The organism is Terrimonas ginsenosidimutans (genome assembly GCF_022012415.1).
Classification (GTDB): domain Bacteria; phylum Bacteroidota; class Bacteroidia; order Chitinophagales; family Chitinophagaceae; genus Terrimonas_A; species Terrimonas_A ginsenosidimutans.
On record NZ_JAKLTR010000007.1, the window covers coordinates 211,580 to 235,251 of the forward strand.

The 23,672-nt window shown below is 45.7% G+C and carries 20 protein-coding genes; 12 read left to right on the top strand and 8 right to left on the bottom strand.

Features of this window, described 5'->3' with window-relative positions; genetic code table 11:
• The first annotated feature begins 36 nt into the window (after positions 1 to 36).
• The 6 genes from LZZ85_RS12865 (at position 37) to LZZ85_RS12890 (ending at position 5,240) form a co-directional block, all read left to right on the top strand.
• On the top strand, positions 37 to 948 hold the full coding sequence (locus tag LZZ85_RS12865) for an alpha/beta fold hydrolase (RefSeq protein WP_237872304.1): 912 nt from the start codon (positions 37 to 39) through the stop codon (positions 946 to 948).
• 377 nt (positions 949 to 1,325) lie between these two features.
• On the top strand, positions 1,326 to 1,562 hold the full coding sequence (locus LZZ85_RS12870; protein WP_237872307.1) for a hypothetical protein: 237 nt from the start codon (positions 1,326 to 1,328) through the stop codon (positions 1,560 to 1,562).
• 16 nt (positions 1,563 to 1,578) lie between these two features.
• Complete coding sequence (locus LZZ85_RS12875; RefSeq protein WP_237872309.1) at positions 1,579 to 2,193, top strand: pyridoxamine 5'-phosphate oxidase family protein; 615 nt, start codon at positions 1,579 to 1,581, stop codon at positions 2,191 to 2,193.
• Between the two features lie 71 nt (positions 2,194 to 2,264).
• Entirely contained in the window at positions 2,265 to 2,960 is a 696-nt protein-coding gene (locus tag LZZ85_RS12880; protein WP_237872312.1) for a hydrolase, read from the top strand.
• A gap of 170 nt (positions 2,961 to 3,130) precedes the next feature.
• Positions 3,131 to 3,571: a DMT family transporter gene (locus LZZ85_RS12885; protein ID WP_237872314.1), complete on the top strand. Its 441-nt coding sequence runs from the start codon at positions 3,131 to 3,133 to the stop codon at positions 3,569 to 3,571.
• Between the two features lie 160 nt (positions 3,572 to 3,731).
• On the top strand, positions 3,732 to 5,240 hold the full coding sequence (locus LZZ85_RS12890) for a M28 family peptidase (RefSeq protein ID WP_237872316.1): 1,509 nt from the start codon (positions 3,732 to 3,734) through the stop codon (positions 5,238 to 5,240).
• Between the two features lie 124 nt (positions 5,241 to 5,364).
• Here LZZ85_RS12890 and LZZ85_RS28795 read toward each other — a convergent pair whose 3' ends face one another.
• The 4 genes from LZZ85_RS28795 to LZZ85_RS12905 all read right to left on the bottom strand — a co-directional run bounded on the left by LZZ85_RS28795 (position 5,365) and on the right by LZZ85_RS12905 (position 7,756).
• Complete coding sequence (locus LZZ85_RS28795; protein WP_432422766.1) at positions 5,365 to 5,727, bottom strand: tetratricopeptide repeat protein; 363 nt, start codon at positions 5,725 to 5,727, stop codon at positions 5,365 to 5,367.
• Positions 5,728 to 5,799: 72 nt separating this feature from the next.
• Complete coding sequence (locus LZZ85_RS12895; RefSeq protein WP_237872318.1) at positions 5,800 to 6,582, bottom strand: hypothetical protein; 783 nt, start codon at positions 6,580 to 6,582, stop codon at positions 5,800 to 5,802.
• Positions 6,583 to 6,615: 33 nt separating this feature from the next.
• Entirely contained in the window at positions 6,616 to 6,909 is a 294-nt protein-coding gene (locus tag LZZ85_RS12900; protein WP_237872320.1) for a hypothetical protein, read from the bottom strand.
• A gap of 310 nt (positions 6,910 to 7,219) precedes the next feature.
• Positions 7,220 to 7,756, bottom strand: a complete 537-nt coding sequence (locus LZZ85_RS12905; protein ID WP_237872322.1) for a hypothetical protein — start codon at positions 7,754 to 7,756, stop codon at positions 7,220 to 7,222.
• 862 nt (positions 7,757 to 8,618) lie between these two features.
• Here LZZ85_RS12905 and LZZ85_RS12910 point away from each other — a divergent pair.
• A complete protein-coding gene (locus LZZ85_RS12910) occupies positions 8,619 to 9,503 on the top strand; it encodes a DUF3276 family protein (protein WP_237872324.1) in 885 nt (294 codons plus the stop codon).
• A 53-nt stretch (positions 9,504 to 9,556) separates the two neighbouring features.
• On the opposite strand, the gene LZZ85_RS12915 is transcribed toward LZZ85_RS12910, so the two are convergent.
• Entirely contained in the window at positions 9,557 to 9,979 is a 423-nt protein-coding gene (locus LZZ85_RS12915; RefSeq protein ID WP_237872327.1) for a serine hydrolase domain-containing protein, read from the bottom strand.
• Positions 9,980 to 10,101: 122 nt separating this feature from the next.
• Here LZZ85_RS12915 and LZZ85_RS12920 point away from each other — a divergent pair, with 122 nt between their 5' ends.
• From LZZ85_RS12920 to zwf, 4 genes are all read left to right on the top strand, one after another.
• On the top strand, positions 10,102 to 10,998 hold the full coding sequence (locus tag LZZ85_RS12920; protein WP_237872329.1) for a winged helix-turn-helix domain-containing protein: 897 nt from the start codon (positions 10,102 to 10,104) through the stop codon (positions 10,996 to 10,998).
• A 283-nt stretch (positions 10,999 to 11,281) separates the two neighbouring features.
• Entirely contained in the window at positions 11,282 to 12,502 is a 1,221-nt protein-coding gene (locus LZZ85_RS12925; protein ID WP_237872331.1) for a helix-turn-helix domain-containing protein, read from the top strand.
• Positions 12,503 to 12,568: 66 nt separating this feature from the next.
• Positions 12,569 to 14,236 (top strand): serine hydrolase domain-containing protein, encoded by a 1,668-nt coding sequence (locus tag LZZ85_RS12930; RefSeq protein WP_237872333.1) that lies wholly within the window; start codon positions 12,569 to 12,571, stop codon positions 14,234 to 14,236.
• A 412-nt stretch (positions 14,237 to 14,648) separates the two neighbouring features.
• Positions 14,649 to 16,184, top strand: a complete 1,536-nt coding sequence (zwf, locus tag LZZ85_RS12935; protein WP_237872334.1) for a glucose-6-phosphate dehydrogenase — start codon at positions 14,649 to 14,651, stop codon at positions 16,182 to 16,184.
• 72 nt (positions 16,185 to 16,256) lie between these two features.
• Here zwf and LZZ85_RS28800 read toward each other — a convergent pair whose 3' ends face one another.
• The 3 genes from LZZ85_RS28800 to LZZ85_RS12945 all read right to left on the bottom strand — a co-directional run bounded on the left by LZZ85_RS28800 (position 16,257) and on the right by LZZ85_RS12945 (position 19,313).
• Complete coding sequence (locus LZZ85_RS28800; RefSeq protein WP_432422767.1) at positions 16,257 to 16,529, bottom strand: LamG-like jellyroll fold domain-containing protein; 273 nt, start codon at positions 16,527 to 16,529, stop codon at positions 16,257 to 16,259.
• Positions 16,530 to 16,754: 225 nt separating this feature from the next.
• The gene (locus LZZ85_RS12940) at positions 16,755 to 17,498 is read right to left on the bottom strand and encodes a LytR/AlgR family response regulator transcription factor (protein ID WP_237872336.1); all 744 of its coding nucleotides are present in this window, start codon (positions 17,496 to 17,498) and stop codon (positions 16,755 to 16,757) included.
• A 3-nt stretch (positions 17,499 to 17,501) separates the two neighbouring features.
• Complete coding sequence (locus tag LZZ85_RS12945; RefSeq protein WP_237872338.1) at positions 17,502 to 19,313, bottom strand: tetratricopeptide repeat-containing sensor histidine kinase; 1,812 nt, start codon at positions 19,311 to 19,313, stop codon at positions 17,502 to 17,504.
• A 669-nt stretch (positions 19,314 to 19,982) separates the two neighbouring features.
• Here LZZ85_RS12945 and LZZ85_RS12950 point away from each other — a divergent pair.
• On the top strand, positions 19,983 to 23,018 hold the full coding sequence (locus LZZ85_RS12950; protein ID WP_237872340.1) for a T9SS type A sorting domain-containing protein: 3,036 nt from the start codon (positions 19,983 to 19,985) through the stop codon (positions 23,016 to 23,018).
• Positions 23,019 to 23,672 lie beyond the last annotated feature (654 nt).

Below are 23,672 nucleotides of genomic sequence, written 5' to 3' on the forward strand. Positions count from 1 at the left end.
AACCAATTATATTTTCTAACAATTAAATTTAAAAAGATGACAAACAAAACACAGTACAGATTTTTGACTGTAAATGGAGTGGAGATTTTTTTCAGGGAAGCTGGTCCGGCTGACGCACCTACACTCGTATTGCTCCACGGATATCCTACTTCCTCACATATGTTCCGCAACCTGATCAATGATCTGTCAGACAGGTATCACTTGATCGCGCCAGACTATCCGGGTTATGGCCGCAGTGAACAGCCGCCCATCGCAGCGTTTGAATACTCATTTAAAAATTTTGCCTCCATTGTAGAAGGCTTGCTCGGTCAACTGGGAATTGAAAAGTACAGTCTTTACCTGATGGACTACGGCGCACCAGTCGGCTGGACGCTCGCGTCAAAATATCCGGAAAAAATTGAGACACTGATCGTGCAAAACGGATGTTGCTATGAAGAAGGACTGGAAACTTTCTGGGATCCGATCAAAGCATTGTGGAAAGACAGAAATGACCAGGACGCCATTGAGAAATGCAGGACTTTTCATAGTCCCGAAGGACTGAAATGGCAATACACGCATCATGTACCTGACGTGGATGCGATCTCGCCTGACAACTGGGAGATCGATCTGCGCCACCTGCTTCGTCCTGAAAATGACGATATACAGATCGCTATGTTCTATGATTACCAGAATAACGTAAAGCAGTATCCGAACTGGCAGGCATATCTGCGGAAATATGATCCGGAAATGCTGATCGTATATGGTAAAGATGATTATATTTTCCCTGGAGTGGGAGCAGAGGCCTACAAAAAGGATGTCAGGAATCTCGAATTCCATTTATATCCAACAGGTCACTTTGCCCTGGAAAGTTTCGGCGGAGAGATCGCTTCAACGATCAGGGATTTCCTTGACAGGAAGGTTGCACGTACAGCAGCCACCAAACTTCAGACAGAACAAACTGCCGGGTAAGAAACCAATGTCGTTTAGTTTAATGATTTTCCCGAAAGATAATTCGATGACCGATGGCCGATGACCGATGACCGATGGCCGAGTGCCGATGACCGATGACCGAGTGCCGATGACCGATGACCGATGGCCGATGGCCGATGACCGATGGCCGAAAAATACATATACCTACTAGTGTCAATACCCTATACCAATTAGCAGCAATAGCTTCCATGCGAATGCGGCACTCGGCCATCGGCCATCGGTCATCGGCCATCGAGTCATCGAGTCATCGAGCCAGTGTGGGAAGATCTCTTAGCTAAACGACATCCGCTAAGAAACAGGTCTTGACAGTAACAGGCCCCTCATTCAATTTTTTTTTAAAAACAGTAGAAAGATATATGGATAAGAAAGATCCCAACATTGATCCCGTACAGCATTCGGATGATGGTGAAAAGCAGAACGCAGGTTTGCCGGAACAGGTTGAACCGATTCCCAATTTTCCGGACGAATGCGGAGATAGTTTGTGGGGGCCTGTGCTGGCACAGGAGGAAGCCAATCTGTTGCACCTGAAGAAGGCCGATGATGGAAAGAACGCGAATAATAAAGACACCGCAGCCAACTCATCCGCCAACTGAAAACCAGTATCCGATTATGGAAAAGAAATATGCAGAGATCGCTTTTACTGATGAGGTAAGGAAAATGCAGGAAAAAGCTGGCAGCCGCAGTAGCTATGCAAGAATGGAGAAGAAGTCTTATACCGATGGCCTGACAGAAAGTGAAGCCTCGTTCATTGCTACACAGGATAGCTTTTATATGGCAACGGTCGGACAAAACGGATATCCTTATATCCAGCACCGCGGCGGTCCGAAAGGATTTGTGAAGGTACTGGATAGCAAACGTATCGGTTTCATCGATTTCTATGGCAATAAGCAATTCATATCAACCGGTAATCTTACAAGGGATCATAAGGCTGCGATGATCATGGTGGACTATCCTTCCAGAACGCGGCTGAAACTGTATGTACGGGGAGAGGTCGTGGAGCTTGAGGGTAATACAGAACTGTATGACCAATTGACACCTGGTGATTATAGTTTCCGGGCTGCGGGTATGATCATTTTTCACATCGATGCGTATGACTGGAATTGCCCGCAGCATATCACGCGCCGGTATACACTGGAGCAGCTTGAAGAGTTTTTTATTGCACAACAGGCACGTATCAATGAGCTGGAGAAGCAGATAGAACAGCTAAAGACAGAAGGGCGTTAGCAGGTGAAATTAATGGAGAGACTTAACAACATTACGGATCAACCAAAACAAATCAAAACCAAACAGAAATTATGAAAAGAACAATCAATGCAATAGCAGTATTTTTTTTGACAACAGTTTTTGCTGTCCAGGCGTATGCGCAAAAGCCATCTCCCGAGTTGCTGAACCCATTAAACCATGCCCTCGTGCTGGTGGACCATCAAAGCCAAATGGGTTTTGCCACTAAGAATATTGAAATGGAGGTTTTGCGAAACAATGCGGGCATTCTCGCCGGAGCTTCCAAGATATTCAACATTCCGACGGTTGTTACTACTGTTGCCGCCAAAACATTCAGCGGTCCCGTATTCCCGGAGATCACTGAATTCTATGCGGCGAATCTCAGTATCGACAGAACGACCATGAATTGCTGGGAAGATCTGAATGCGCAAAAAGCCATCGTTGCAAAAAATAAGAAGAAGCTTGTGTTTGCGGGACTATGGACCAGCGTATGTATTGTTGGCCCTGCTCTTTCCGCAAAAGCAGAAGGGTTCGACGTATATGTGATCACTGATGCCAGCGGTGATGTAAGCAGGGAGGCGCATGAAATGGCTGTTAACAGGATGATACAGGCAGGGGTGAAGCCAATGACAGCCATGCAGTATATTCTCGAGCTGCAACGCGATTGGGCCAGAAGCGAAACGTACAAAGGAGTGACCGATCTGATCAAAAGATTTGGTGGCTCATACGGAGTCGGGATCCAGTATGCACAGGACATGTTAAAACACTAGACAGCATCAGCCGATGGCGATGGGTGGTCAATGATAACCGGATACATCGATCCACTGTCAGGAGTCCTGTATGGCCTGCAGCGATGCTTTGCACTCTACTCAGTGATCTACCCAGGCCATCGGGCTGTTTCAGATGATCGTCAACAAAATGATATCTATTAAAACTGGTTATGAAAACACTTTGGATCTTTCTTGCCTTTATTTCGGGTATGCTTTTGCCGATACAGGCGGGAGTAAACATCCGGTTGGGAAAATCGATTGACAGCCCCCTGTATGCATCCATGCTTTCTTTTTTTGTGGGCGCTGTTTCCCTGTTGCTTTATGTACTCATTACAAAACAGGAAGTCACCTGGGTCGGAATAAAAACGGCCCCCGGCTATGCATGGCTGGGCGGCGCGCTGGGCGCTTTCTTTGTAACAATTACCATGCTGGCATTCCCGCGGATTGGGCCTGCGCTCACATTCGGACTGGTAGTGGCAGGGCAAATGGTGATTGCCGTGATATTTGATCATTTCAAGATCCTGGTTGCAGAGCAGCACAGTATCAATATCTGGAGAATGGCAGGTATGTTTCTTATCATTATTGGTGTAATTATTATTCAGAAATTCTAGTTATTAAATGATTTCTGAAAATATGTGCTGTGTTCCCGGCATTGGAATATTACGGCGGGAGGGCAATGCTTCAGCGGACAGCGTGGGCACTCCGGACAGGCCACCTGATCCCGCCTGTCAACATGGGATTTCAACCTCTATCCCTATCTTTAGGGGGCTTATGACAAAAACAAACAACATCCTGCTGACATGCCTGATGATGGCATGCCTTAATCAGTATTGCTTCAGTCAACTTCAACCGCCGCCCGGATCCCTGGCAGAGATCAAAGAGACCGATCTGAAAAAAGATCTGTACGCGTTAGCCTCCGACCATTTTCGGGGAAGAGAGTTTGGTACAGAAGATGAACTGAAAGCAGCGGTGTGGCTGGCGGAACAGGCAAGGATGGCCGGCATTCAACCTGCTGGAGATGACGGAACGTTCTTTCAGTTTTTCAATCTTCAGCGCCATCGTGTTTCTCCATTGAGTACGGTGGAGATAAACAATAAGCCCCTTGCTCTCTGGTCTGATGTTTTGGTAGGAGCAGCTGCACAGGCTTCCGTAAATGCTGAGGTGGTAATACTTGATAAAGCCAATACTGCCGATATAGAAAAAGCGGACCTGGAAGGAAAAGTTGTTGCGTTCATACCTGGCTATGACAGCATCAACCTTAACGTAAGTTTTCCGGAAAGGCGTTTTGTGACCGGTCTTGCGCTACGAAAATATCTCCCTTTACTCACAAAGAAGAAAGCTGCCGGTGTGATCTTTATTGTGGCAGATGATTTTACCGAAAGAGCCTGGACAGAACATGTTCATGTTACCATGAAGCGTGGGCGCTACCAGTTATATGACAAACAGCTTTCCCTGCCCGGCCGTGCTGAAATGCCGGTATTCTGGGTGCGTAAGAAGGACATACCTTCGGCTGGAGCAGGTACTTCTTTGAGGATCAGGGCAAATATTTTCACGGAATCATTCCTGTATCCATCCGTGAATGTGATTGGAAAGATCGAAGGGACGGATCCTGCGCTGAAGAAAGAATACGTGATCATCTCCGGCCATACAGATCATATGGGTGTACGTGAAACGCAACAAGGGGATTCTATTTACAATGGTGCTGATGATAATGCATCTGCCTGTGCGGCCGTTCTTGGTGTTGCAAGGGCATTCCGGAAACAACCTGCCAAACGTTCACAACTGTTCATTTTTTTTGGCGCCGAGGAACCATATCTGTTCGGCTCAGCACATTACAGCCATTATCCAACTGTTCCTTTAAAGGATATCGTGGCTGTATTGAATGCCGATATGATCGGCAGAAACTCTCCGGATAGCGTGGCTATTCTGGGGACAAATGGAAAACAGGAAGTGTCCAAGCTGCTGACGAAACTCGCCATGGAAGCGAATACGGAAGGCCCGAAATTCCTGATCGATACTGCCTGGGATAATCCGTCACATCCGGAAGGATTTTTTTACCGGAGTGATCATGCCTCAATGGTAAGAGTGGGCGTGCCTTCCATTTTCTTCACATCTGTACTTCATCCTACTTATCACACACCTAAAGATGAGGCACAATTTATTGATTATAAAAAACTGAAGAGGATAACGGAATTGATGTATCGCGTTGCATGGAAGGTGTCGAACCTGGCGGAGAGACCGGTGATGAACCCGGAATTCAGGTATCGAAGCGGGAGGTAGGGTGTTGAAGTATTATCCGTGTCCGATCAGTGCAGGATCCGCCAACAGGGCCATTCGTTTTTATAGTCATATAAACAATGAATAGCCGGATGCTCCCGCAGTTTCATAAACTCTTTAATTTATTCTATAGCGAAAGCATCCCGCTTGCTTTTTTTATTATTGAATGATCAAATCCGGCACGGCGGAAATATTCAAAATCATTCTTCAAACTTTTGCTTAACTCGCTCCTGGTACTGTTGTGTCCGGAGTTTAAATATTGTTGATACAGCTCAATTGCTTTGGTAAGATCACCTTTGAAGAGATACGAATGAGCAAGGTCTCTCAGCAGCAACGAATCTGAAGGTTCGCTGGACAAACCGTTTGATAAAAAGCCGATCGCTTGATCATAATTTTTAGTCTCCAGCAAATGACGACCGAAAAGACCTGATTGCCCGGGTCTCGGCTTCAGTGTATCTAAACTGGTTATCCTTTGTCCAGTGGCACGCAACCGGCCATTGATCGTATTCGAAAAACCAGTTACTGTCCCGGCATTATTGAATAGAGATTAGACTTGTAATACTTAGTTGGAAAGGGATAACCTTTTTTGCCAACTCTGCATGACTGTTACCAAGGCCTTGTCTAATTGCTTAGCCTGATAATCCAATGTTGTCACATACACTGATTGGCCGTTCGGGGTTGGCATTTGCATTTTATAGACGAACGCATTTTGCTGATAGTGGGACAGTACATAGCTTAACTGAATCGGGAAATGCTTAACAGTCGGGTCCATTTGAAATCTGAGCCGACGTGCAAACTCATAGTCGTCACCTCTGTCAAGAGCCATCGGAATTGTGGCCACTCTGATTGTTTTGCCTTGCTCAATGGTGTCGCGATAGTTGAGTTCACCCAACTGTAAGCCATTTGCTGGGTCGTGTGCTGGGACTTTGGAAAAAGTACCCGTGGAATCCATATGGTTTTTATTTCCCAATGCTTTTGCATCCGCTGTCAGGCTATCAAACACCATGTACTGCCTTTGCCTCAAATTGTAAAATGTATACCTGGTGCCTCCATTACCAGTATAAACGCCTTGATGAAAATTCTTGACGATATCTACATCAACTAACAAGCTATCATAGATATACATCGTTCGTTCGGTATTCAGCATGTCGCCAGCTTCCTTTTTCACAGGATGAGTCGGTTCGCCAGATGAATCTACGTTTTCATACATTCGAAAACTCACCTTGATGGTTCCCTGAAAACGCGATACTGAAGAAGAATCCTCTTTTGCGCCGTTGCTTTTTGTATGCGAACAATTTACAAAGGAGGCGAAAAAGAAAAGACAACTAAATAAACAACGTGGCATATTTCTATACATAGATAAGCAAAAATAGGACGATTAATGAACATTATAGGTAGCACTTTGGGTGTAGGTTCCAATTGGCACCAAAAAGTTTTTCAATGTACCTGACACCGTTATGGTGGCTGATTTATACGTATCGGCAATGGTGGACGAATTGGAACTTTCTGTCCAGCTTAACCAAACGATAGGAACAGAATGCACACCTCTAACGACTCTGCTGAAAGTGGTTTGCCCCACAATCCCTGATGAGATATGATCTGTTCTGTACACTATGGCGGTAGTGCCATTATTGTGGCCAACAATATCATCGGTTGAATTTACCATCCACATTCCGTGTGTATTCTGAACAATACACCATGTTTCCCGAATTTTTCTCTCCGTAGTGGAGCTATAACTTACCGATCCAGTCGTCGAATATGTCTCGGTTTCGGTGGCATCGGCAATTATTTCTTCGTCAGTCTGTTCTGGCCAACCATTATTGCTAGTGCCTCCATCGCCGTGCGGATCACATTCGTTATAGCAATCTGAGTATAGGAAAGTCTCGCTATAGATTTCGCCGGTATTAACATTGTAGTCAATCCAATACCAATCGATGCATATGTAGGACGTTCCATCTCCTGTACTACAAATCGCGGGAACATCATTTACGACTTGGTCCGCTGGACAGATCTTGGGCTTCCTGCAGGCCATTTTCCACACTATCGGTTAACGCTGCATCCTGGCGGTGTATCAATTGAGGAGGTTTGGTACGAAATACGATCTTAGATGCGATGCTCACCTGGCTGGACAAAGTGGACGGCTTTACATAAACAACCTCGTTATGTTTGAAGGATAAGCCATGTAAATCAATCGAACCAATGGGTTCTTTCGAAGCTATAAACCCTTCCTTCGTTTTCTGTCCGTTGCCATTGGTCTCATAGAGATAATACCGGAAGACGTTTCGGCTAATATTGTCACGCATGCCTACAGCAACCCTCGTCGTTTTTTTGTTAGCTGATTCCTGTTTTAAAACATCTGAAGAATTGAGGGCACCGATAAAAAGATAGCTTTTTTCTAGGGCAGGTAAAGAGATGTTTTCTTCAGCTTGTGGTTCGTCTAAAGCATTATTTTTCGCGCAGCCGAACAACACAGCCATTAATGCAGAGGCAATAACTAATCTTCTGAAAGATTGTTTCATGTATAGTGGTTTTTGGTTAACGGGAGGAATGGCAATCTATTTGCTAAGTGACCTTAGCAATGGAGATCGAGCAAGTAATCGATAGTTCAGAACGGAAAGAAAATACAGAGGATTTTGCGTGGATGACCAACACTTCATATTGTCGCCCGCCCTAAGATGCGAAATGGATTGAAAATCAACAAAAATAAAGCACCTATTTTTGAAGGGTATTTTCACCCTTCTTGCTATAAAGGATAAAGTAACTTTTAGATTGTAAGATCCGTATGATGATCCATTATAGATTGAAACGGAAAATGGGAAAGATATAGCGTAGGAAAGCCGGTAGCCGTATCAGGTATTTATTTCATTGCAGACACTTTAAGTCAGCAAGAACAGAAAGTCTTCAATGCCTGGGAACAAAATCTAGAAAACTAGCAATTGATGCCAACCTTCTTGGGTAATGTATCTTCCGAAAAGTGTATTTTAGTGAAACCATCTTCACCACCAAACCTTTTAACATGGGAAATTCATGGATTATTCTCCTCTCAACCATCGCGGTACCTTACTAGGATATATTGTTCATCATTTACTCAACGCTCCGAAATGGAAGATTTTAAAGCTGACACTTGCAACTATAGATGGGTATTGGGTAAGCAGAAATGAGGCATTCAAAAAAATCCGGAAAAGTAAGTTTGAACTATCTCAGTTTGTGGCGAACGAGCTAAACGTAGACGATTTAACTGACCAGAACAACCAGCTTTTTGTGTTCATCAACGGCCTACCGAATACTTAATTTGAATATCGATATATAGTAATTCATACTTTTAATTAGTATCTTTTAAGTTCAAGATTCTCACCGCGTCAAATCTTCAATTTAACCGTTATGGCACATGATAAGGAAAGCTTCGGGGCAAACTCTATTTATTCCAAGCATATTCGTGCGGGCAAAAGACGTTCGTACTTCTTTGATGTTAAGGCGACACGCAGTAATGACTACTACCTTACTATCACGGAAAGTCGAAAGCGATTCAACGATGATGGGTATGATAGACATAAGATTTTTGTATACAAAGAAGACTTTAATAAGTTTCTAAAGTCTTTAGAGGATACCATTAATTATGTAAAGACTGAATTAATGCCCGATTTTGACTTTGATTCATTTTCCCACGATTATACCGATGATGATTCAGAGCCAATGGTCGGTGTTATACGTTTGAGCTTTATTCCTGAATCGGACATTGAAATCTATATTCCGCAAAAAGAGGTATCGGTGTTAGACGGCGAGCGGATAACAAACGCATGTGGAGATTTTATGGAGGCGCTCGGCTTTGAGGTAAAAACGGAGGACGAGCCAATATATAGGTCTTTTTGGAAAAAGATATTATTTGTGTTTAAAAAGGAAGTGTCGCCGGAAGAATTTGAGAAGCTTTTCAGAAAGGGCAAAAGCGCACTTGAGTTAAAACATGTGGATTTACCAAGCGCAGAGCAGACAGAAAAGCTTGCTACCGCAGCTCAGAAGATTGTCGACTCACTTGATAGCTTTGAGGAAGGAGTAGTGCGGCTGGGGACATTGATTGTTTTAAAGAAGAACGTAAATGGCAAGTCGAAGATCGTAATTCAACAGATTAATCATGATATGGCGAAAATTCTCGATGATAAACCTCAATTAATGAAAAGTCTTCAAACTCTGTATGAATTGCTCACCGGGGACGTGATTGGTGAAAAGGAGGCCGATAATACGACATCTTCGACCGCCGTAATAGAATAGATTTCAAAGGGTACGGGAAAAAAGATCGTTTTGGTTAGTGAAAGAGGGGAGATTCAAAGACGGTGGCAAGCTTTTTTCTCCCAGTTGACCAGGTACTGGTTGATGTCCTGGTATAGATCGATCTTTCCCCGCTGCGCCAATTGTAATATGCCAACGGCGTTCAACGACTTACTGATCGATCCGGGTTCAAAAAGGGTATTGGTAGTTACTTTCAGGTTTTCTTTTTTGTCGGCATAACCATACCCTTTGGCCCACACGATCTGGTAATTGTCTATCACAGCGACGCTTACTCCCGCCACATTGTAATGCTTCATCCTTTCGGCAAGGGTATACGGTTTACCGTCGATGACCATTTCTCCCGAAAGATTGGCTTCCACCCGTGCGATCTGTTCGTTTACGGCTTTGGAATATTGCGGCTGGGCGGCGACTGTTGCAAGCCAATGGCAGAAAAGGGCCGCTAAAATGATTTTTTTCATACAGGACAAACCTATCCGTTTTGCGGTCCGTTGAGCCGGAAAGAGTGTAAATAGGTTGTAAAACAGTGTAAATGCTGTGTAAAATCAGTTTACATTAGTGTTTCAGGTTTAGCTTTGCCATTATGAAGCAATATTCCTTATTCGCTGCCCTTTCAGTATCCATGATAGTATTTGTCATGGCCTTTGTAAAAAAGGAAAATGAGCATCCGGACAAGCACCTGGAGGTTGTGCTTCGTACTATCGGGCACGAGGTTCTGCTTCATTCCAAAGATTCCACGTCCAGGGTATTGCCTGTTAAGACCGTCAATGAAAATACCTTCCGGATCTCCTTTGAGCATAGTTTTGGATTTACCCCTGATACTTTAATGAAGGTGGTGCATCAGCAACTGGCAAAAACGGACAGGCTGGATAATTATACGGTGAGTGTAAATGAGTGCGATCAAAACCAGACCGTTTTTTCCTATGAAGTAAACACGGCGAGCGGCGATCTGAGACCCTGCCGGGGACGCAAACTGAAAACGGGCTGCTATGTGATTGACATTTCATTCCCCGCAAAAAGATCATTTAACTACGCCTGGCTTCTGCTTGCATTGATCCCGGTAGCTTTTGCAGCGCTTTATTTTGCCCGCAGAGGGAGCCGTCTTTCAGCAGCCCGGGAACTTATAGAGAAAAAGGACGACGCATCCCAGCCAGGCAACATAGAGCCCGATCCGGTCGACGCTGATCATCAAAAGATCGGAAATTTCTTATTCTTCGAATCAAAGGGGATGCTTAGCCTTAGCGGCGAAACCATTGAGCTTTCCATTAAAGAAGCGAAAGCACTAAGTATACTTGCATTGAACCGGAACCAGGTAGTTGGAAGGGACCTGCTGATGAAAGAGATCTGGGAGGACGACGGTATTTTTGTGGTCACGCGCAATGTAGACGTTTTAATATCCAAACTCCGGAAGAGATTAAGCGCTGACCCGTCTGTTAAGATTGTAAATGTACATGGTAAAGGATACAGAATGATTGCGTGAGCTGTGTGGCGATCAACTTATAAAAGTATTAAAGCTCTTAGAATCTGAATTTCAAATAAAGCTGACCTGTTAAATAAGATCAGGGATTTTACCACATTCACCTCCAAAGGAGATAAGAATTTCTTTCATTTTTCGATGAACGCCGTTAAGAGCTTTGGCGCATACGCCTGCTTTATTCCGGTTATTCAAGCTGTCGGTTTCTTGTCTCATTGAAAGAGCGCGCCGTTAAAATGCACAAACACCGGAAGAAAGCCCGATTTTTACAGCAATACTTGTTACTCAAATGTTGTTCAGTTTTAACGAAAAGAGCGTCATCCTGCTTATGTTCTTTGTACATGCATTGGTGTTTGCCTGCTTATTGTTGGTCAAGGGCATCCGCTATTCCAGTGCTTCCGACCGATGGCTAAGCTTCTTCATGTTCCTGTGTGCGCTTTACATTGCTCCGTTCATGCTTGGATATGCCGGATGGTATTCGCAGGAAAATTACAGGCATCTGCTGTTTTATATGCCCTTTCAGCAGCTGTTCCTGATTCCGCCCGTCCTCTTTTTTTATATGCGGAGTTTGCTGGATAAGTCTTTCACCATCAAAAAACGGCACCTTCTTCATTTCCTCCCTGCTGTTTTATATGATTTATACTCGTTGCTGATTTTTATATGCGATGAACTGGTGATTGGTCATTCTTATTTTTATGAGGATGGAAGGGACAAGGATTTTGCAGCCTGGTATCAGGTCGCGGGTTTCGCGTCTATGTTTGTCTACTTATTCGCCAGCTTTGTGATTTACAGAAGATACAGGCATTATGTATTTGCTTCGCTGAGTTTTGCGGAGGCAGTTGCGTATAAATGGGCAGAACGGTTCATTGCCGCATTACTGGTGCTGTTGAGTCTGCGGCTTGCATTCTTTATCATTAATCCGGAATGGGGCGAGTTTGGCCGGAAATTCTGGTACTATGTCTGTTTCTCTGTCTCGTTTTATTATATATCCATTCATGGTCTTGTAAATTCTGTGAGGCAGGGGGTGCCCTTGCATATTTTTTCAAGGGCAAGCGGTTCCATGTTGCAGGGGGTGTTGCCGGGGATCAAGACAGAACCGGAAGTGAACAATTCCGATACTGCCGCAGTGATCCCTGACAAAGTATTGGATATCGATCCGGAAGAACTGGCCTTATGGAAGGAGCGGATCAACCGGGTAATGAATGAGGCAAAGCTGTTTGAAAACCCAGTGCTGACGATCGCCGATCTTGCTGAAAAACTAGCCATACACCCGAAAAAAGCCTCGCAATGGGTCAACCTGGGCTTTGGAATGAACTATAATGACTTCGTAAATTCCTACCGCGTCAGATCGGTTTTGGAAAAAATGGAAAGGGGAGAAGCCGACCTCCAGACGATCATCGGGCTGGCCTTTGATGCAGGATTCAATTCCAAATCCACCTTCAACCGCGTTTTTAAAAAGAGCACCGGCCTGACTCCGCGCGAATACATGGCCAAACTTCAACAAAAATAGGTGCCAGATCCGGATGTGAGACTGTTCACTGTTTCAATCCCGCGATTTTAGCAAAAAATCTTCAGCATGAAACTTTGTTACAGGCCAGCGTTTATCTTCTTCTGTGTTTTGTATTCGATCCTCTCCCAATCCGCTAGAGCGCAGTCAATACTTTCTTTATCCCTCCTAAAACAATTGGATAGCGTAGCACTACAGGATGTGCCTCCCAATGCACCGGGAATCGCCACTGCCATCATCCTTGATGGCGAAGTGGTGTATAAAAAATACGGAGGCTTTGCCAGTTTTACCGATAGCAGCCTGATCGGCCCGGGTTCCAGGTTCAATATTGCATCGAACGGAAAACAATTTACCGCTCTTGCCGTATTGTTGCTGGAATCGCAGAAAAAGATGAATCTCAGGGATGATATCAGAAAATTCCTGCCGGGCTTTCTGTCTTCTGTAAAGTCGAAAATAACTGTTGCAGACCTGCTCAATCATACCAGCGGCATCCGCGATGTATACGATCTCTGGTCATTGCAAGGCGTAACCTGGTGGAAGCAATCTTTCCGGAATACAGATGCACTTGATCTGCTGATGCGGCAGCAGGATCTGAACTTTAAACCCGGCTCGAAATATCTCTACAGTAACAGCAATTATATCCTGCTGGCCATGATCGTCGAAAAAGCATCAGGCCGGTCATTCGTTGAGTTTACGGATCAGCTGTTCCGTGACCTGCATATGCCAAACACTTCTTTTGAAAATGATCACCGCTATATCCGCGGACCTGTGGCACGGGCCTATTTCAATTTCAACGAATGGACTACCTATGATTGGAAATGGGATGTGTGCGGTGATGGCAACCTGTTCTCTACGCTGGAAGACCAGCTACAGTGGGAAAAACTGCTGCAGGGGAAGGGGACTTCTTCAATCAGCAAGCGCATTCTGATAAAAAGCCAGCAAAGTATCCGGGGTAGCCAGTGGACAAATTATGGTTTTGGTCTTGAAGCGGGAAAATATAAAGGCTTGTCTTACCTGTTTCATGAAGGTGCTACGGGCGCGTGGAAGGCGACGGTCCTGCGTTTTCCTTCTGCAAAACTATCAATGATCACCATGACGAATACCGGAAAGTCCATCCCTTCTATGCAAACCCGTCAGATGGCAGACCTCATGCTCGGCCTGAACAATAAGCCGGGCGCATTTGCGGTACGACCCGTGCAGGCCGGGCCCTACGTTGCGGAAGAAGAGATCACAGGTGTTTATCTTACTCCTGAAAACTTTTCCTTCCTGCTGGAAAAGCAAAATGGAAAATTATTCCTGAAACGGATCGGACGAAATGATATTGAGCTGGAACGCGAGCAGGATAATATCTTTCATCAGCGCAAAGACACAGCCTTTAAGCAGGAGTTTACAAGAAGCGATGATGGAGAATTGCAGCTCACGGCCTATTACACAACGCACGCGCCTTACACTTTGCGAAAGGTCACTGCGAACTGGAGCGGGTTTGATCCTGCGTGTTTGAATGGCGAATATCTGAATGATGAGACAGATACAAAGATGAGTATAGGCTATACAGCAGATAAAAATTATTCTGTTAAGATCGGCCGTGCTGATAGCACTACAGGGTTGCTGATCACACCCGTCATGATGCTGGTGAATAATTATGTGATCAGGTTTAACTGCAAGAATGGTATTTCTTCATCTGTCAGCCTTGATGGTGACAGGATAAAGAATGTGGTCTTTACCAAAGTGAAATAGACCGGGATGGGGTTTAAACTGGTGTCAATAGCTGTCATTGCCTGTGGTTTATCATTGCCCATCATCGGGCACCACGACAGGCTTGCGAGGATCGTACCCGATCTCCATGTTATGCAATTTGTTTTCAACTGAGGCAATACATGTCTATTGTCCATCACACTACATTTTCCTGTCCAAATGCCAGGTTGTGGATTTCGAAACCTTAGCCGCTTGGCGACATGAAAGCCCCACAGCGATAAAACTCGCAGGCGGATTGCTTCCCTGAAGCCAATTTTTACCCCGCCATTAAAAGGTCCTGGCAATATAATCTTCTGATATAAATTATTAGTTTGAAATTTCCTAGTTTTAAAGACCAGATCAGGCGAGTCGTTTTCGACGAAAACTCCGACCTAAATCATAAATAAATCAAAGCATGGCGCAGAAAAAAAACGAACTTCCGGTTGCAGTAACAATATTTGGAGCAAAGGGAGACCTTACCAGGCGGAAACTTATCCCGGCCCTTTATAATTTGTATATCGAAAATCACCTGCCACCTTTGTTTTCCATCTTCTGCATAGATTTTTTGGAAACAGAAAGTGCCGCGTTCAAAACAGATCTCCTGGAGGGCATCAATGAATTCAGCCGTAGCGGGCAGGCAGACCCTGTTAAATGGAAGGCCTTCTCTTCAAAGATCATTTACATGAAGGGAGATTTCCAGGAAACGACCACATTTCAGAACCTGAAAGAGAAGCTGGTCGACTTTGACAAGCAGAACAGCCAGCGAAGTATCCGGATCTTCTATCTCGCAACGGCCCCCCGGTTTATCGAGGTGATCGCAGACGGATTGTACCAGTATACCGCTTGTAATAAGGATAAGCAGGACCGGATCGTAATAGAAAAACCTTTTGGGACCGACCTTGATTCGGCAAAAAAACTCAATCTTTTCTTGCTGAAGAGATTTACTGAAAAACAACTTTACCGGATAGATCATTACCTGGGGAAGGAGACGGTGCAAAACATTCTGGCGTTTCGTTTCGCGAATAACGTGTTTGAGCCTCTTTGGAATAATAAGTATATCGATCATGTTCAGATCAGCCTGGCGGAGCAGGTGGGAGTAGGCAAGCGGGGAGGCTATTATGACAGCAGCGGAGCACTCAGGGATATGATACAAAATCACTTGCTTCAATTATTATGCATTGTTGCAATGGATTGCCCCGGGGCTTACAAAGCGGAGTTGATACGGGATGCCAAGACCAAAGTGCTGAAATATATCAGACCTTTCACCAGTAGAGATGTGTTCAAAAATGTGATCCGTGCCCAGTATACCGAAGGCACCGTCAATAATCAACCTGTTCCCGGCTATCGTAAAGAAGCACAGGTACTGCCGGATTCATCCACTGAAACTTTTGTGACAGCAAAACTGTTTATCGACAATAAACGCTGGCGCGGAGTTCCGTTCTTTATTGCAACAGGAAAAGCTTTGCCCCGGCAGGTATCGGTCATTGTGATACAGTTCAAGAATTCACCCAATAAAATATTCAAGGACGATACGGTGCCAAACCGGTTAGTGATCAGCATACAGCCGGAACTTGAGATAAGCCTTCTGTTTGAAAATAAGGTACCCGGTCTGGAAATGAAATTGCAGCCGGTTGATATGGATTTCATGTACAAAGACGCCTATACAGGATCTCTTCCCGAGGCATATGAGGCGCTACTGCTGGACGTCCTCGAAGGCGACCCGACTTTATTTATGAGAGCCGACCAGGTAGAAGCCGCCTGGAAAGTGGTGATGCCCATCCTTGATGCGTGGAAGAAGAACCCATCGAAGAAGTTGCTGTTTTACCCGGCAGGCACCTGGGGACCCGAGGCTGCGTTAAAATTGATCCGGCCTCATGCAAAAAAATGGTTCCAGTTGCCGAGGATTGAAAGGCTGGTCAGGATGGAAAGTGCTGCCGTTCAAGAAAAGTAACGGGTGGGTCTGAGACGGAATGAGCCGTGCAGAAAAACGAAGATGGAATAACAACTTGGTAAGCAGCTTGGATTAAAGGATCGCGTCACTCAAAATCGGAAAGAGCCTGGTCGAACGTATAATAAGCACCAGTGAAGATTCGTTGGCCGGCCTCAGTTCATTGTTGATGCTCGCCTGGATCTGGACCTGCGTTCTGACGACATTCCATATTCTTACTTGATCAATTGACCCTGTATAAAACTGTGTATTGTATTGAAGCGATCCGATTGTGATCCTCGGCGGGGCAGATCTGACGGCGGTGGAGGCTGTAGCAAAAGTTCCCTGGTCGGTCCCGTTGATATACATTCAGACTTCGCCGGTTGACTGCTTCCATGAAACAGCAACATGGACCCAGTTTCGTGTATTCACATCTGCAGTGGAGATAGCCGTCCGGTCGCTTACTGTACCGATAGAACAGCGAATGACATTAGATGATCACAAAGAATCGGGCTACCATAAATTGTGCTGAATTGCTGTATGAAAAGCCTGGCTTGCCGCTATTTCTTTAAAACAGCCTAAAGCGTCAGTTTTTTACAACCACCCATATTGCTCTATCAGCTTATCTTTTTGCAAACGGGAAACGGGCAGCACATCGCCGGTGGTCATTGTCAGCAGGCTTTCATTCCGGTTAAAATGTTTTACTTCATTGAGGTTGATGATATACTGGCGATGGATACGAAGGAACTGCTGTTGCTCCAGCACGAACTGGATATCTTTCAACGTTTTTGAGATCAGGATCCTCCGTTTATCCGCCAGTACCAGGTCAGCATAATTACTTTTGGCTTCAACGAATACAATGTCTTTGAGATCGATAAACGTCACACCGGTCTGACTGGGTATGGCGATCTTGGTAATATTGCCTTTTTTGAACTGTTGCTGCAGCACCTGTAGCTGATCTGCCTGGATATGGTGATGCTTTTCCACTTTGGCCACCACTTCCCTTAGCTCTTCGATGCTGACAGGCTTTACCAGATAATCCAGCGCATTGAATCTGAAAGCCTTTATGGCGAAATCATTGTAGGCGGTTACAAAGACTACCGCGAATTCAACAGGCATTAATTTCTCCAGCAGGTCGAACCCGTTTATGACGGGCATCTCAATATCCAGGAAAAGCAGGTCGGGTTGAAGCGATGGGATCTCCTGCAATGCTTTCTGAGGGCTGGTGAAGGCACCGACGATGTTCAGTTGCGGAAAGTGCTGTTCAATATTCAACCGCGTCAACCGCACACTGTCCGGCTCGTCGTCGAGAATGATCGTTCTGATAGTGTTGTTCATAGCTTATTCAATGGGAATATCAATGATTACTTCGGTTCCTGCGGCATTGCCCTTGTCGTCCTGCAGATCATTTATGATGACCGACATATTGGTGTTGTGCATCTGGTTGATCAGTTCAATGCGTTCATGGGTAATGCTCATGCCGAAAGATCTGTGCGCTGTTGCCGAGCTGCTTTTCAGTTCAGCCGCTCTTGCCCTGCCCACACCGTTATCCGTTACCGTTATCTTCAAATTATTCTCCTCGCACCGGAAACTCACCAGGAGTATGCCTCCATCTTCTTTTGGCATCAATCCATGCCATATCGCATTTTCCACATAAGGCTGGATCAGCATGGGCGGGATTTCAATATAATCCATATCCATGTTATCTGCCAGGTCTATTTTGTAATGCAGTTTTTCCTTGAAACGCATGGCTTCCATCTCGATGTACAGTCGTAAGGTTTCCACTTCCTGCTGCAGGGTAATACGATCGCTTTTGGAATTCTCGAGCACCAGCCGCATCAACCGGGAGAACTTACCCAGGTAGCTGGTTGCAGCTTCCTGGTTATTTTCTACGGCATAAAGCTTAATGGAATTAAGACAGTTGAAAATAAAATGCGGATTCATCTGCGACCGGAGTGAGTGCAGTGCCGCATCGCTGACCTTGCGTTCAAATTCTGATTCCCGCTGCTTTTGTTCAGCGCGTTCTTTTTCCAGTTGAAGTACAAGTTTCACCTGTTTGTTGCGGTTACGGTAATAGAGAAAGCCACCCAGGCCGAGTAACAGAACCAATGCGCCGCCACTGTACAACCATTGCTGGCGGAGCTGCAATTTGTTCAGCGTATTGCTCTGGCTTAATAATTCATTTTGAAAATGCAGCGAGTCTTCCTTTTTGTCAAAATTGTACTGCATCTCGTTCTGGATAAGTTCCCGTTCCTTTTCATCATTTAAGAGGCTATCATTCAGTACAGAGTATTTTTTGAGATAGGCGAAAGCGCTGTCGTAACGCCCGGTGGCAGCATAAATTTCAGAGATGACCGTGATCGCATCCGCTTCCATTGCCAGGAACCCGCCCTCTTCGGCAATCTGCTTAGCCATAAAGGCATTCTGCAAGGCAAGGGGATATTTTTTCTGTGCGAGATAGACGGAACCGAGTCGCCTGTAATTGGCTGTTTTTCCATCTTCACTGCCCAGTTCATTGAATACGGCAAGCGCCTTCTGTACATAATACACGGCTGAATCGTATTTCTGCCCGGTAAACCCGATAGCCCTGAGTTTCTCTTCGGAGAACTCGATATAGGCGTCACCAAGGCCGCTGTAGATACGGGCTTCCAGTTGTTTGTTTGCCGGCATATACTGCTGGAATAATGCGAGGACTTCATTGAAATGCCGGATCGCGGGACCAACGCTGTCCATTCGCTTATAAACAAGCGCCTTGTTCAGGATAGAACTGGGAAGGTATTGTTTATCACCCTGGGCTTTAAAGATGACAATCGCCTTGTCTAAATAAAGCAGGGCATCTTTATAGTGTTCGTTGTGGGGAAGGTAGGCTGCGCCGATCGTGTTATACACGCGGGCCAGGTCAACGGGCCTGTTCTGGGCTTCATACATTTTTGCGGCTTTCTGGAGATACTCCAGGGTTTTTGATACCTGGTCGGACCGGAGATAATCCACGCCCATTACGTAATAAGCTCTCGCGAGGCCCGGATCGTCTTTGATCTTTGTCGCTAGCGCGATAGCCTTTTCTGCATAGAGCAACCCTTTCGCCGGATCCACGTACTGCTGGAAAAAAGCGATATCATTCAGTAGTTTCACGCGGATAGTATCTTCTTTCAAATACTGTCCTTCTGCTTTTATAAGGGAATCCAATTCTGGCTCCTGTGCCTGCGTGACGTTCAAGCTTAAACAAAAAAGTAAAAAGGCGGCCGTATACCTTAGGATCATAAATTCATTATTATCAATACAAATACATATCGTTTCGTTCAATTCGGACTTTTAACCCTGTCTGGCGTAGGTTCCCGCTGATTACGCAGATTCAATTATTCTTTCTCAAGAAAATATCTTTGATGTTCGATCATGTAGCTATTGGGTGTCACAGATTTCGCAGATAATATTCCGCTATCAGCCTCTGATCTGCGTTATCTGCGCTCCCAACCTGATAGATACTCCGAGGCAATATCTTGTTTCCGTTATTTCAAGCGTAAAATCTGCGTTATCTGCGGGAACCTACGCAAGTACAGGTCAAGACCTTTCTCACTTCATGACATCAATACAAATCTATTTCAAAACACCCTCCAAACCTGTCTAACCTTGCGGGATGTTCATTTTATAGGATGAACAGGTCCTGATTTTGTGTGAGCGATCCTTTACATGACACTTCCGTTTTCTTTACACAACCAAACCTTCACTCAGCCCCGCTGAGGTGTCGCCCACTCAGTCACCGGCCAGATCAGTTCGCCCTCCACTACCTTGTTTACCATCTCTAAATTATCACAACTTTCTGTCATGAAAAGAATTCTACTTCTTACCGTGCTGATTACCTGGTTCATCAGTGCCGACGCCCAGTGGAGCAATACCACCAACCAGTTCTATGACTCGCTGGATATGCCTGTGGTGCAAATGGCGAATGATCAAAAAAATCCGTTGGTACTCAAAAGCGAACCGGATGGCGGTTATGTGGTGATATGGGAAGATAACCGAGCCGGAAATACCGATATCTATGCCCAGAAATATGATAAGAATGGCCATCGGCTCTGGGCGGAAAACGGCGTACCCGTCGCCACCGGAACTGATGGTCAGGTGTATTCCTACATTGCGAATGCCCAGACCAGTGTTTACAATTATCGCAATGTAGGCCATGCGGCAACGGATGCTGCGGGAGGCTTTTACATTGCATTCACTACCTCAAATCATAATGATGTGTACGTGCAGCACATCAAAAACGACGGTACCCGGGCGTTTGCTGCCGAGGGGTATCCTGTCGCCGTTCATACAGCAACCACCGACCCTTACTATGCACAGCCACAGCTTATTGCCGATGGCAGAGGAGGTTTCTTTATAGGATATTATGTAAGAGACCCGGCCAATCATGTGTATGTGTACTGCTACAAAGACGAAGGGGGAACCCTTAAAAGGTATGGCGGCGGGATTATGAACCAATATGCCACCCAGGAGATCAGCGATGCATCATGCGGAAAGCGTTATACGATCAATTATACCAATGCCGGCACAGCCAAATCCTTTATTATTTTCCCCGACCTGCAAGACGGTTGTGGCGTTATCATGGCCCAATCGATCGGTTCAGAAAAAGTTTTTCCCGCTTATAACAGGCTCGCCCGGGTGAAATCAAATTCTCACGTAACAAAAGATATATGGGGGGAATCACCCAGCGCGATCATTTATCCTGACGGCAGCAACGGTGACGTAACTCCGGAAAGACATGAATATTTTTATAGACAAGATTCCGTGGTGAGACTTTATTCTTTCAGTCAACACCACTCGAACGTAAGTTGCAATATCATTCTCAATTACCCGGTTCCACCCGGGCAGGAACCAGACATACGCCTGGTAGAATACACCAATTTTTACGTGGGAAGTGTGGGCTATGCTGCGCTGAAAGCGCCTATTTATGATATAGACCGAGTATTGGCCACTGTGCTGCCTACTGACGGAAATATCAATGCGATGCTGGTAACCTGGAATGAACGCAATTATGTCAATAATAAAATTACCGACTTTGTGACAAAGGGATATTCGTTAGCGTTAGAGAAATACGACAGTTTACCCTATCAGTTGACAACAGACACGCTTTATCCTAATTTAGTCTATAATCCTCGTCCGCCCGACGGATTAAACAAACTCAACCAGGGATCAGGAGAATTAGACACCCTGATCGCTGTGCCTGGTTCCAACTATTTTTATGATTTTACTTTTACCGGTTCGGGTAACAGGGCTTTCCTGGCTACTGCGCCGTTGCCTGTTCTGGGACATAATACTCAGAGTAATGATTCTATTTTCTACCAGGAAATAAAATTGAGCCGGATGACGGCCGATTCCTTTGCTGTAAAAATCAATACCGATCAACCTAATGGCCTACTGATCGGTACTGGTCAATCTACCAGCAACAGCGTTTATATACCCACCCCCGGTATTGCCGGTGATGGCGCAGGCAATGCTGTTTTTTATTATGGCAAATCTCAACGAGCTATACAGGCAAGTCCTATCGGCGATCGCGGAAAGTTGTGGTGGGGGGCTACAGGTACTCCGCTGAACACGGGAAGGTGGGACCGTAGTTGGACCGACCCATCAGCACCTTATATCTATATGGATAAAGACGGGACGGGTGTGGCTGTTTGGTTTGACTCCAGGAAAACCGATGCTGGCTATACTGGCTACAATGTCTATATGCGGCATTTAGACAGCCTGCTGAATCCGGCTTATCAACCGCCGGCACAAATCCTGCGGCCCATCAGGCAGGGCGTATCTGCAAGTACTATTGCCGATCCGCAGCTCATGGCAGGTTCCAGCCAGGCATGGACTGGTTTCCGGGGGATTTCATACGACGGATTCTATTACACGCCTCTTGTTTCCATTAAAGATGACTATCCTTTAGGGACGGTCAGCACAAGTGCGTATGATCATGTTGGCGCAATACGGATAAACACGGCAGGCAGGCCTTACCTTAACCGCAATTATACCATTAACGTAACCAATCATCCGGCAAACGCTTCCATTCGTGTGCGACTGATCTTCACCAAAGAACAGTTCGATGCACTGAAAGCGCAGGATGCGTCTATACAGGACCCGGGAGATCTGATGGTGATCAAGCAACCATCCACGGGTGTTGTACCTGCTTCATATACGATTTCCTCCGGTGATCAAAACATACAGCCCAGCGGATGGGGAACCTTTGAAACCACCGTTGATAATGCGACCGTGATCACGGGTTACTATCTTGAAGTGGTGATCAGTGATTTCAGTAATTTCTTTATCACGAGATCCAACATAGTACTCCCGGTCACCTTGCAATCATTTACGGTGAAAGCGGTCAGCGGCACTTCGCTGTTGCAATGGGTCACCGCATCGGAATTGAATAATGATCATTTTGATATCGAGCGGTCTGCTGACGGAAGAAACTTTACCACGATCGGTCGCGTACAGGGTAACGGAACTACCAGCATTCGCCAGGATTACCGGTTTACGGATGCGGCGCCGCTTACGGGACAGAACTATTACCGGTTGGCGCAGGTGGATCTCGATGGCCATGCGACCTATTCGCAAACACGGTTGCTGTCATTTAATGCGCAGGCCCGTGTGATGCAGTTATCTCCCAATCCTGCAAGATCCACGCTGCATATCTTGTTGCCGCAAGCGGCTTCAGGGCAGGATGCTGTTGAATTGTACAATCTTTCCGGAAGGAAGGTATTGGTACAGTCCGTATCGGCAGGAACGGTGCAGTTGGATGCGGATATCAGTATGCTGGCACCGGGGATGTATATTGTGAAGTTTGGGGATCAGCGTATGAAGGTGATGAAGCAGTAGGAGAGATAGGGTGGAACTACATACATTATTTAAGACGGCGTCTTCCGAAGGGAAGGCGCCTTTTGTTTTGGAAGCTTCGGAGGGAGGCCGTTGCCATATGCTGAATTATTCATGGTGCATGCGTTTTTTATGGCCTGCAATGTGGGAGATTGCGCATAGCCCACGATTTCAATCGTGGGGGAGGGAATGTTCGATCGTGTTTTATAGTTCAGATGCGTTCCGCTATTGTCCGCCCACGATTGAAATCGTGGGCTGGGGTTTGGACGGCACCCCCTGTCATATGCTGAATTCATGGAACATGCGTTTTTATGACCTGCAATGTGGGAGGTTGCGCAATAGCCCACGATTTCAATCTTGGGGGAGGGAATGTTCGATCGTGTTTTATAGTTCAGATGCGTTCCGCTATTGTCCGCCCACGATTGAAATCGTGGGCTCGGGTTTGGACGGCAGCCCCTGTCATATGCTGAATTCATGGAGCATGCGTTTTATCGCCTGCAATGTGGAAGGTTGCGCAATAGCCCACGATTTCAATCGTGGGGGAGGGAATGTTCGATCGTGTTTTATAGTTCAGATGCGTTCCGCTATTGTCCGCCCACGATTGAAATCGTGGGCTGGGGTTTGGACGCAGCCCCTGCCATAGGCTGAATTTATAGA

Excerpts from the sequence above, each read along its gene's own strand:
- LZZ85_RS12865 (WP_237872304.1), top strand. The coding sequence starts at position 37 with ATGACAAACAAAACACAGTACAGATTTTTGACTGTAAATGGAGTGGAG.
- LZZ85_RS12870 (WP_237872307.1), top strand. The coding sequence starts at position 1,326 with ATGGATAAGAAAGATCCCAACATTGATCCCGTACAGCATTCGGATGAT.
- LZZ85_RS12875 (WP_237872309.1), top strand. The coding sequence starts at position 1,579 with ATGGAAAAGAAATATGCAGAGATCGCTTTTACTGATGAGGTAAGGAAA.
- LZZ85_RS12880 (WP_237872312.1), top strand. The coding sequence starts at position 2,265 with ATGAAAAGAACAATCAATGCAATAGCAGTATTTTTTTTGACAACAGTT.
- LZZ85_RS12885 (WP_237872314.1), top strand. The coding sequence starts at position 3,131 with ATGAAAACACTTTGGATCTTTCTTGCCTTTATTTCGGGTATGCTTTTG.
- LZZ85_RS12890 (WP_237872316.1), top strand. The coding sequence starts at position 3,732 with ATGACAAAAACAAACAACATCCTGCTGACATGCCTGATGATGGCATGC.
- LZZ85_RS12895 (WP_237872318.1), bottom strand. The coding sequence starts at position 6,582 with ATGCCACGTTGTTTATTTAGTTGTCTTTTCTTTTTCGCCTCCTTTGTA.
- LZZ85_RS12900 (WP_237872320.1), bottom strand. The coding sequence starts at position 6,909 with ATGTGGATGGTAAATTCAACCGATGATATTGTTGGCCACAATAATGGC.
- LZZ85_RS12905 (WP_237872322.1), bottom strand. The coding sequence starts at position 7,756 with ATGAAACAATCTTTCAGAAGATTAGTTATTGCCTCTGCATTAATGGCT.
- LZZ85_RS12910 (WP_237872324.1), top strand. The coding sequence starts at position 8,619 with ATGGCACATGATAAGGAAAGCTTCGGGGCAAACTCTATTTATTCCAAG.
- LZZ85_RS12915 (WP_237872327.1), bottom strand. The coding sequence starts at position 9,979 with ATGAAAAAAATCATTTTAGCGGCCCTTTTCTGCCATTGGCTTGCAACA.
- LZZ85_RS12920 (WP_237872329.1), top strand. The coding sequence starts at position 10,102 with ATGAAGCAATATTCCTTATTCGCTGCCCTTTCAGTATCCATGATAGTA.
- LZZ85_RS12925 (WP_237872331.1), top strand. The coding sequence starts at position 11,282 with ATGTTGTTCAGTTTTAACGAAAAGAGCGTCATCCTGCTTATGTTCTTT.
- LZZ85_RS12930 (WP_237872333.1), top strand. The coding sequence starts at position 12,569 with ATGAAACTTTGTTACAGGCCAGCGTTTATCTTCTTCTGTGTTTTGTAT.
- zwf (WP_237872334.1), top strand. The coding sequence starts at position 14,649 with ATGGCGCAGAAAAAAAACGAACTTCCGGTTGCAGTAACAATATTTGGA.
- LZZ85_RS28800 (WP_432422767.1), bottom strand. The coding sequence starts at position 16,529 with ATGTATATCAACGGGACCGACCAGGGAACTTTTGCTACAGCCTCCACC.
- LZZ85_RS12940 (WP_237872336.1), bottom strand. The coding sequence starts at position 17,498 with ATGAACAACACTATCAGAACGATCATTCTCGACGACGAGCCGGACAGT.
- LZZ85_RS12950 (WP_237872340.1), top strand. The coding sequence starts at position 19,983 with ATGAAAAGAATTCTACTTCTTACCGTGCTGATTACCTGGTTCATCAGT.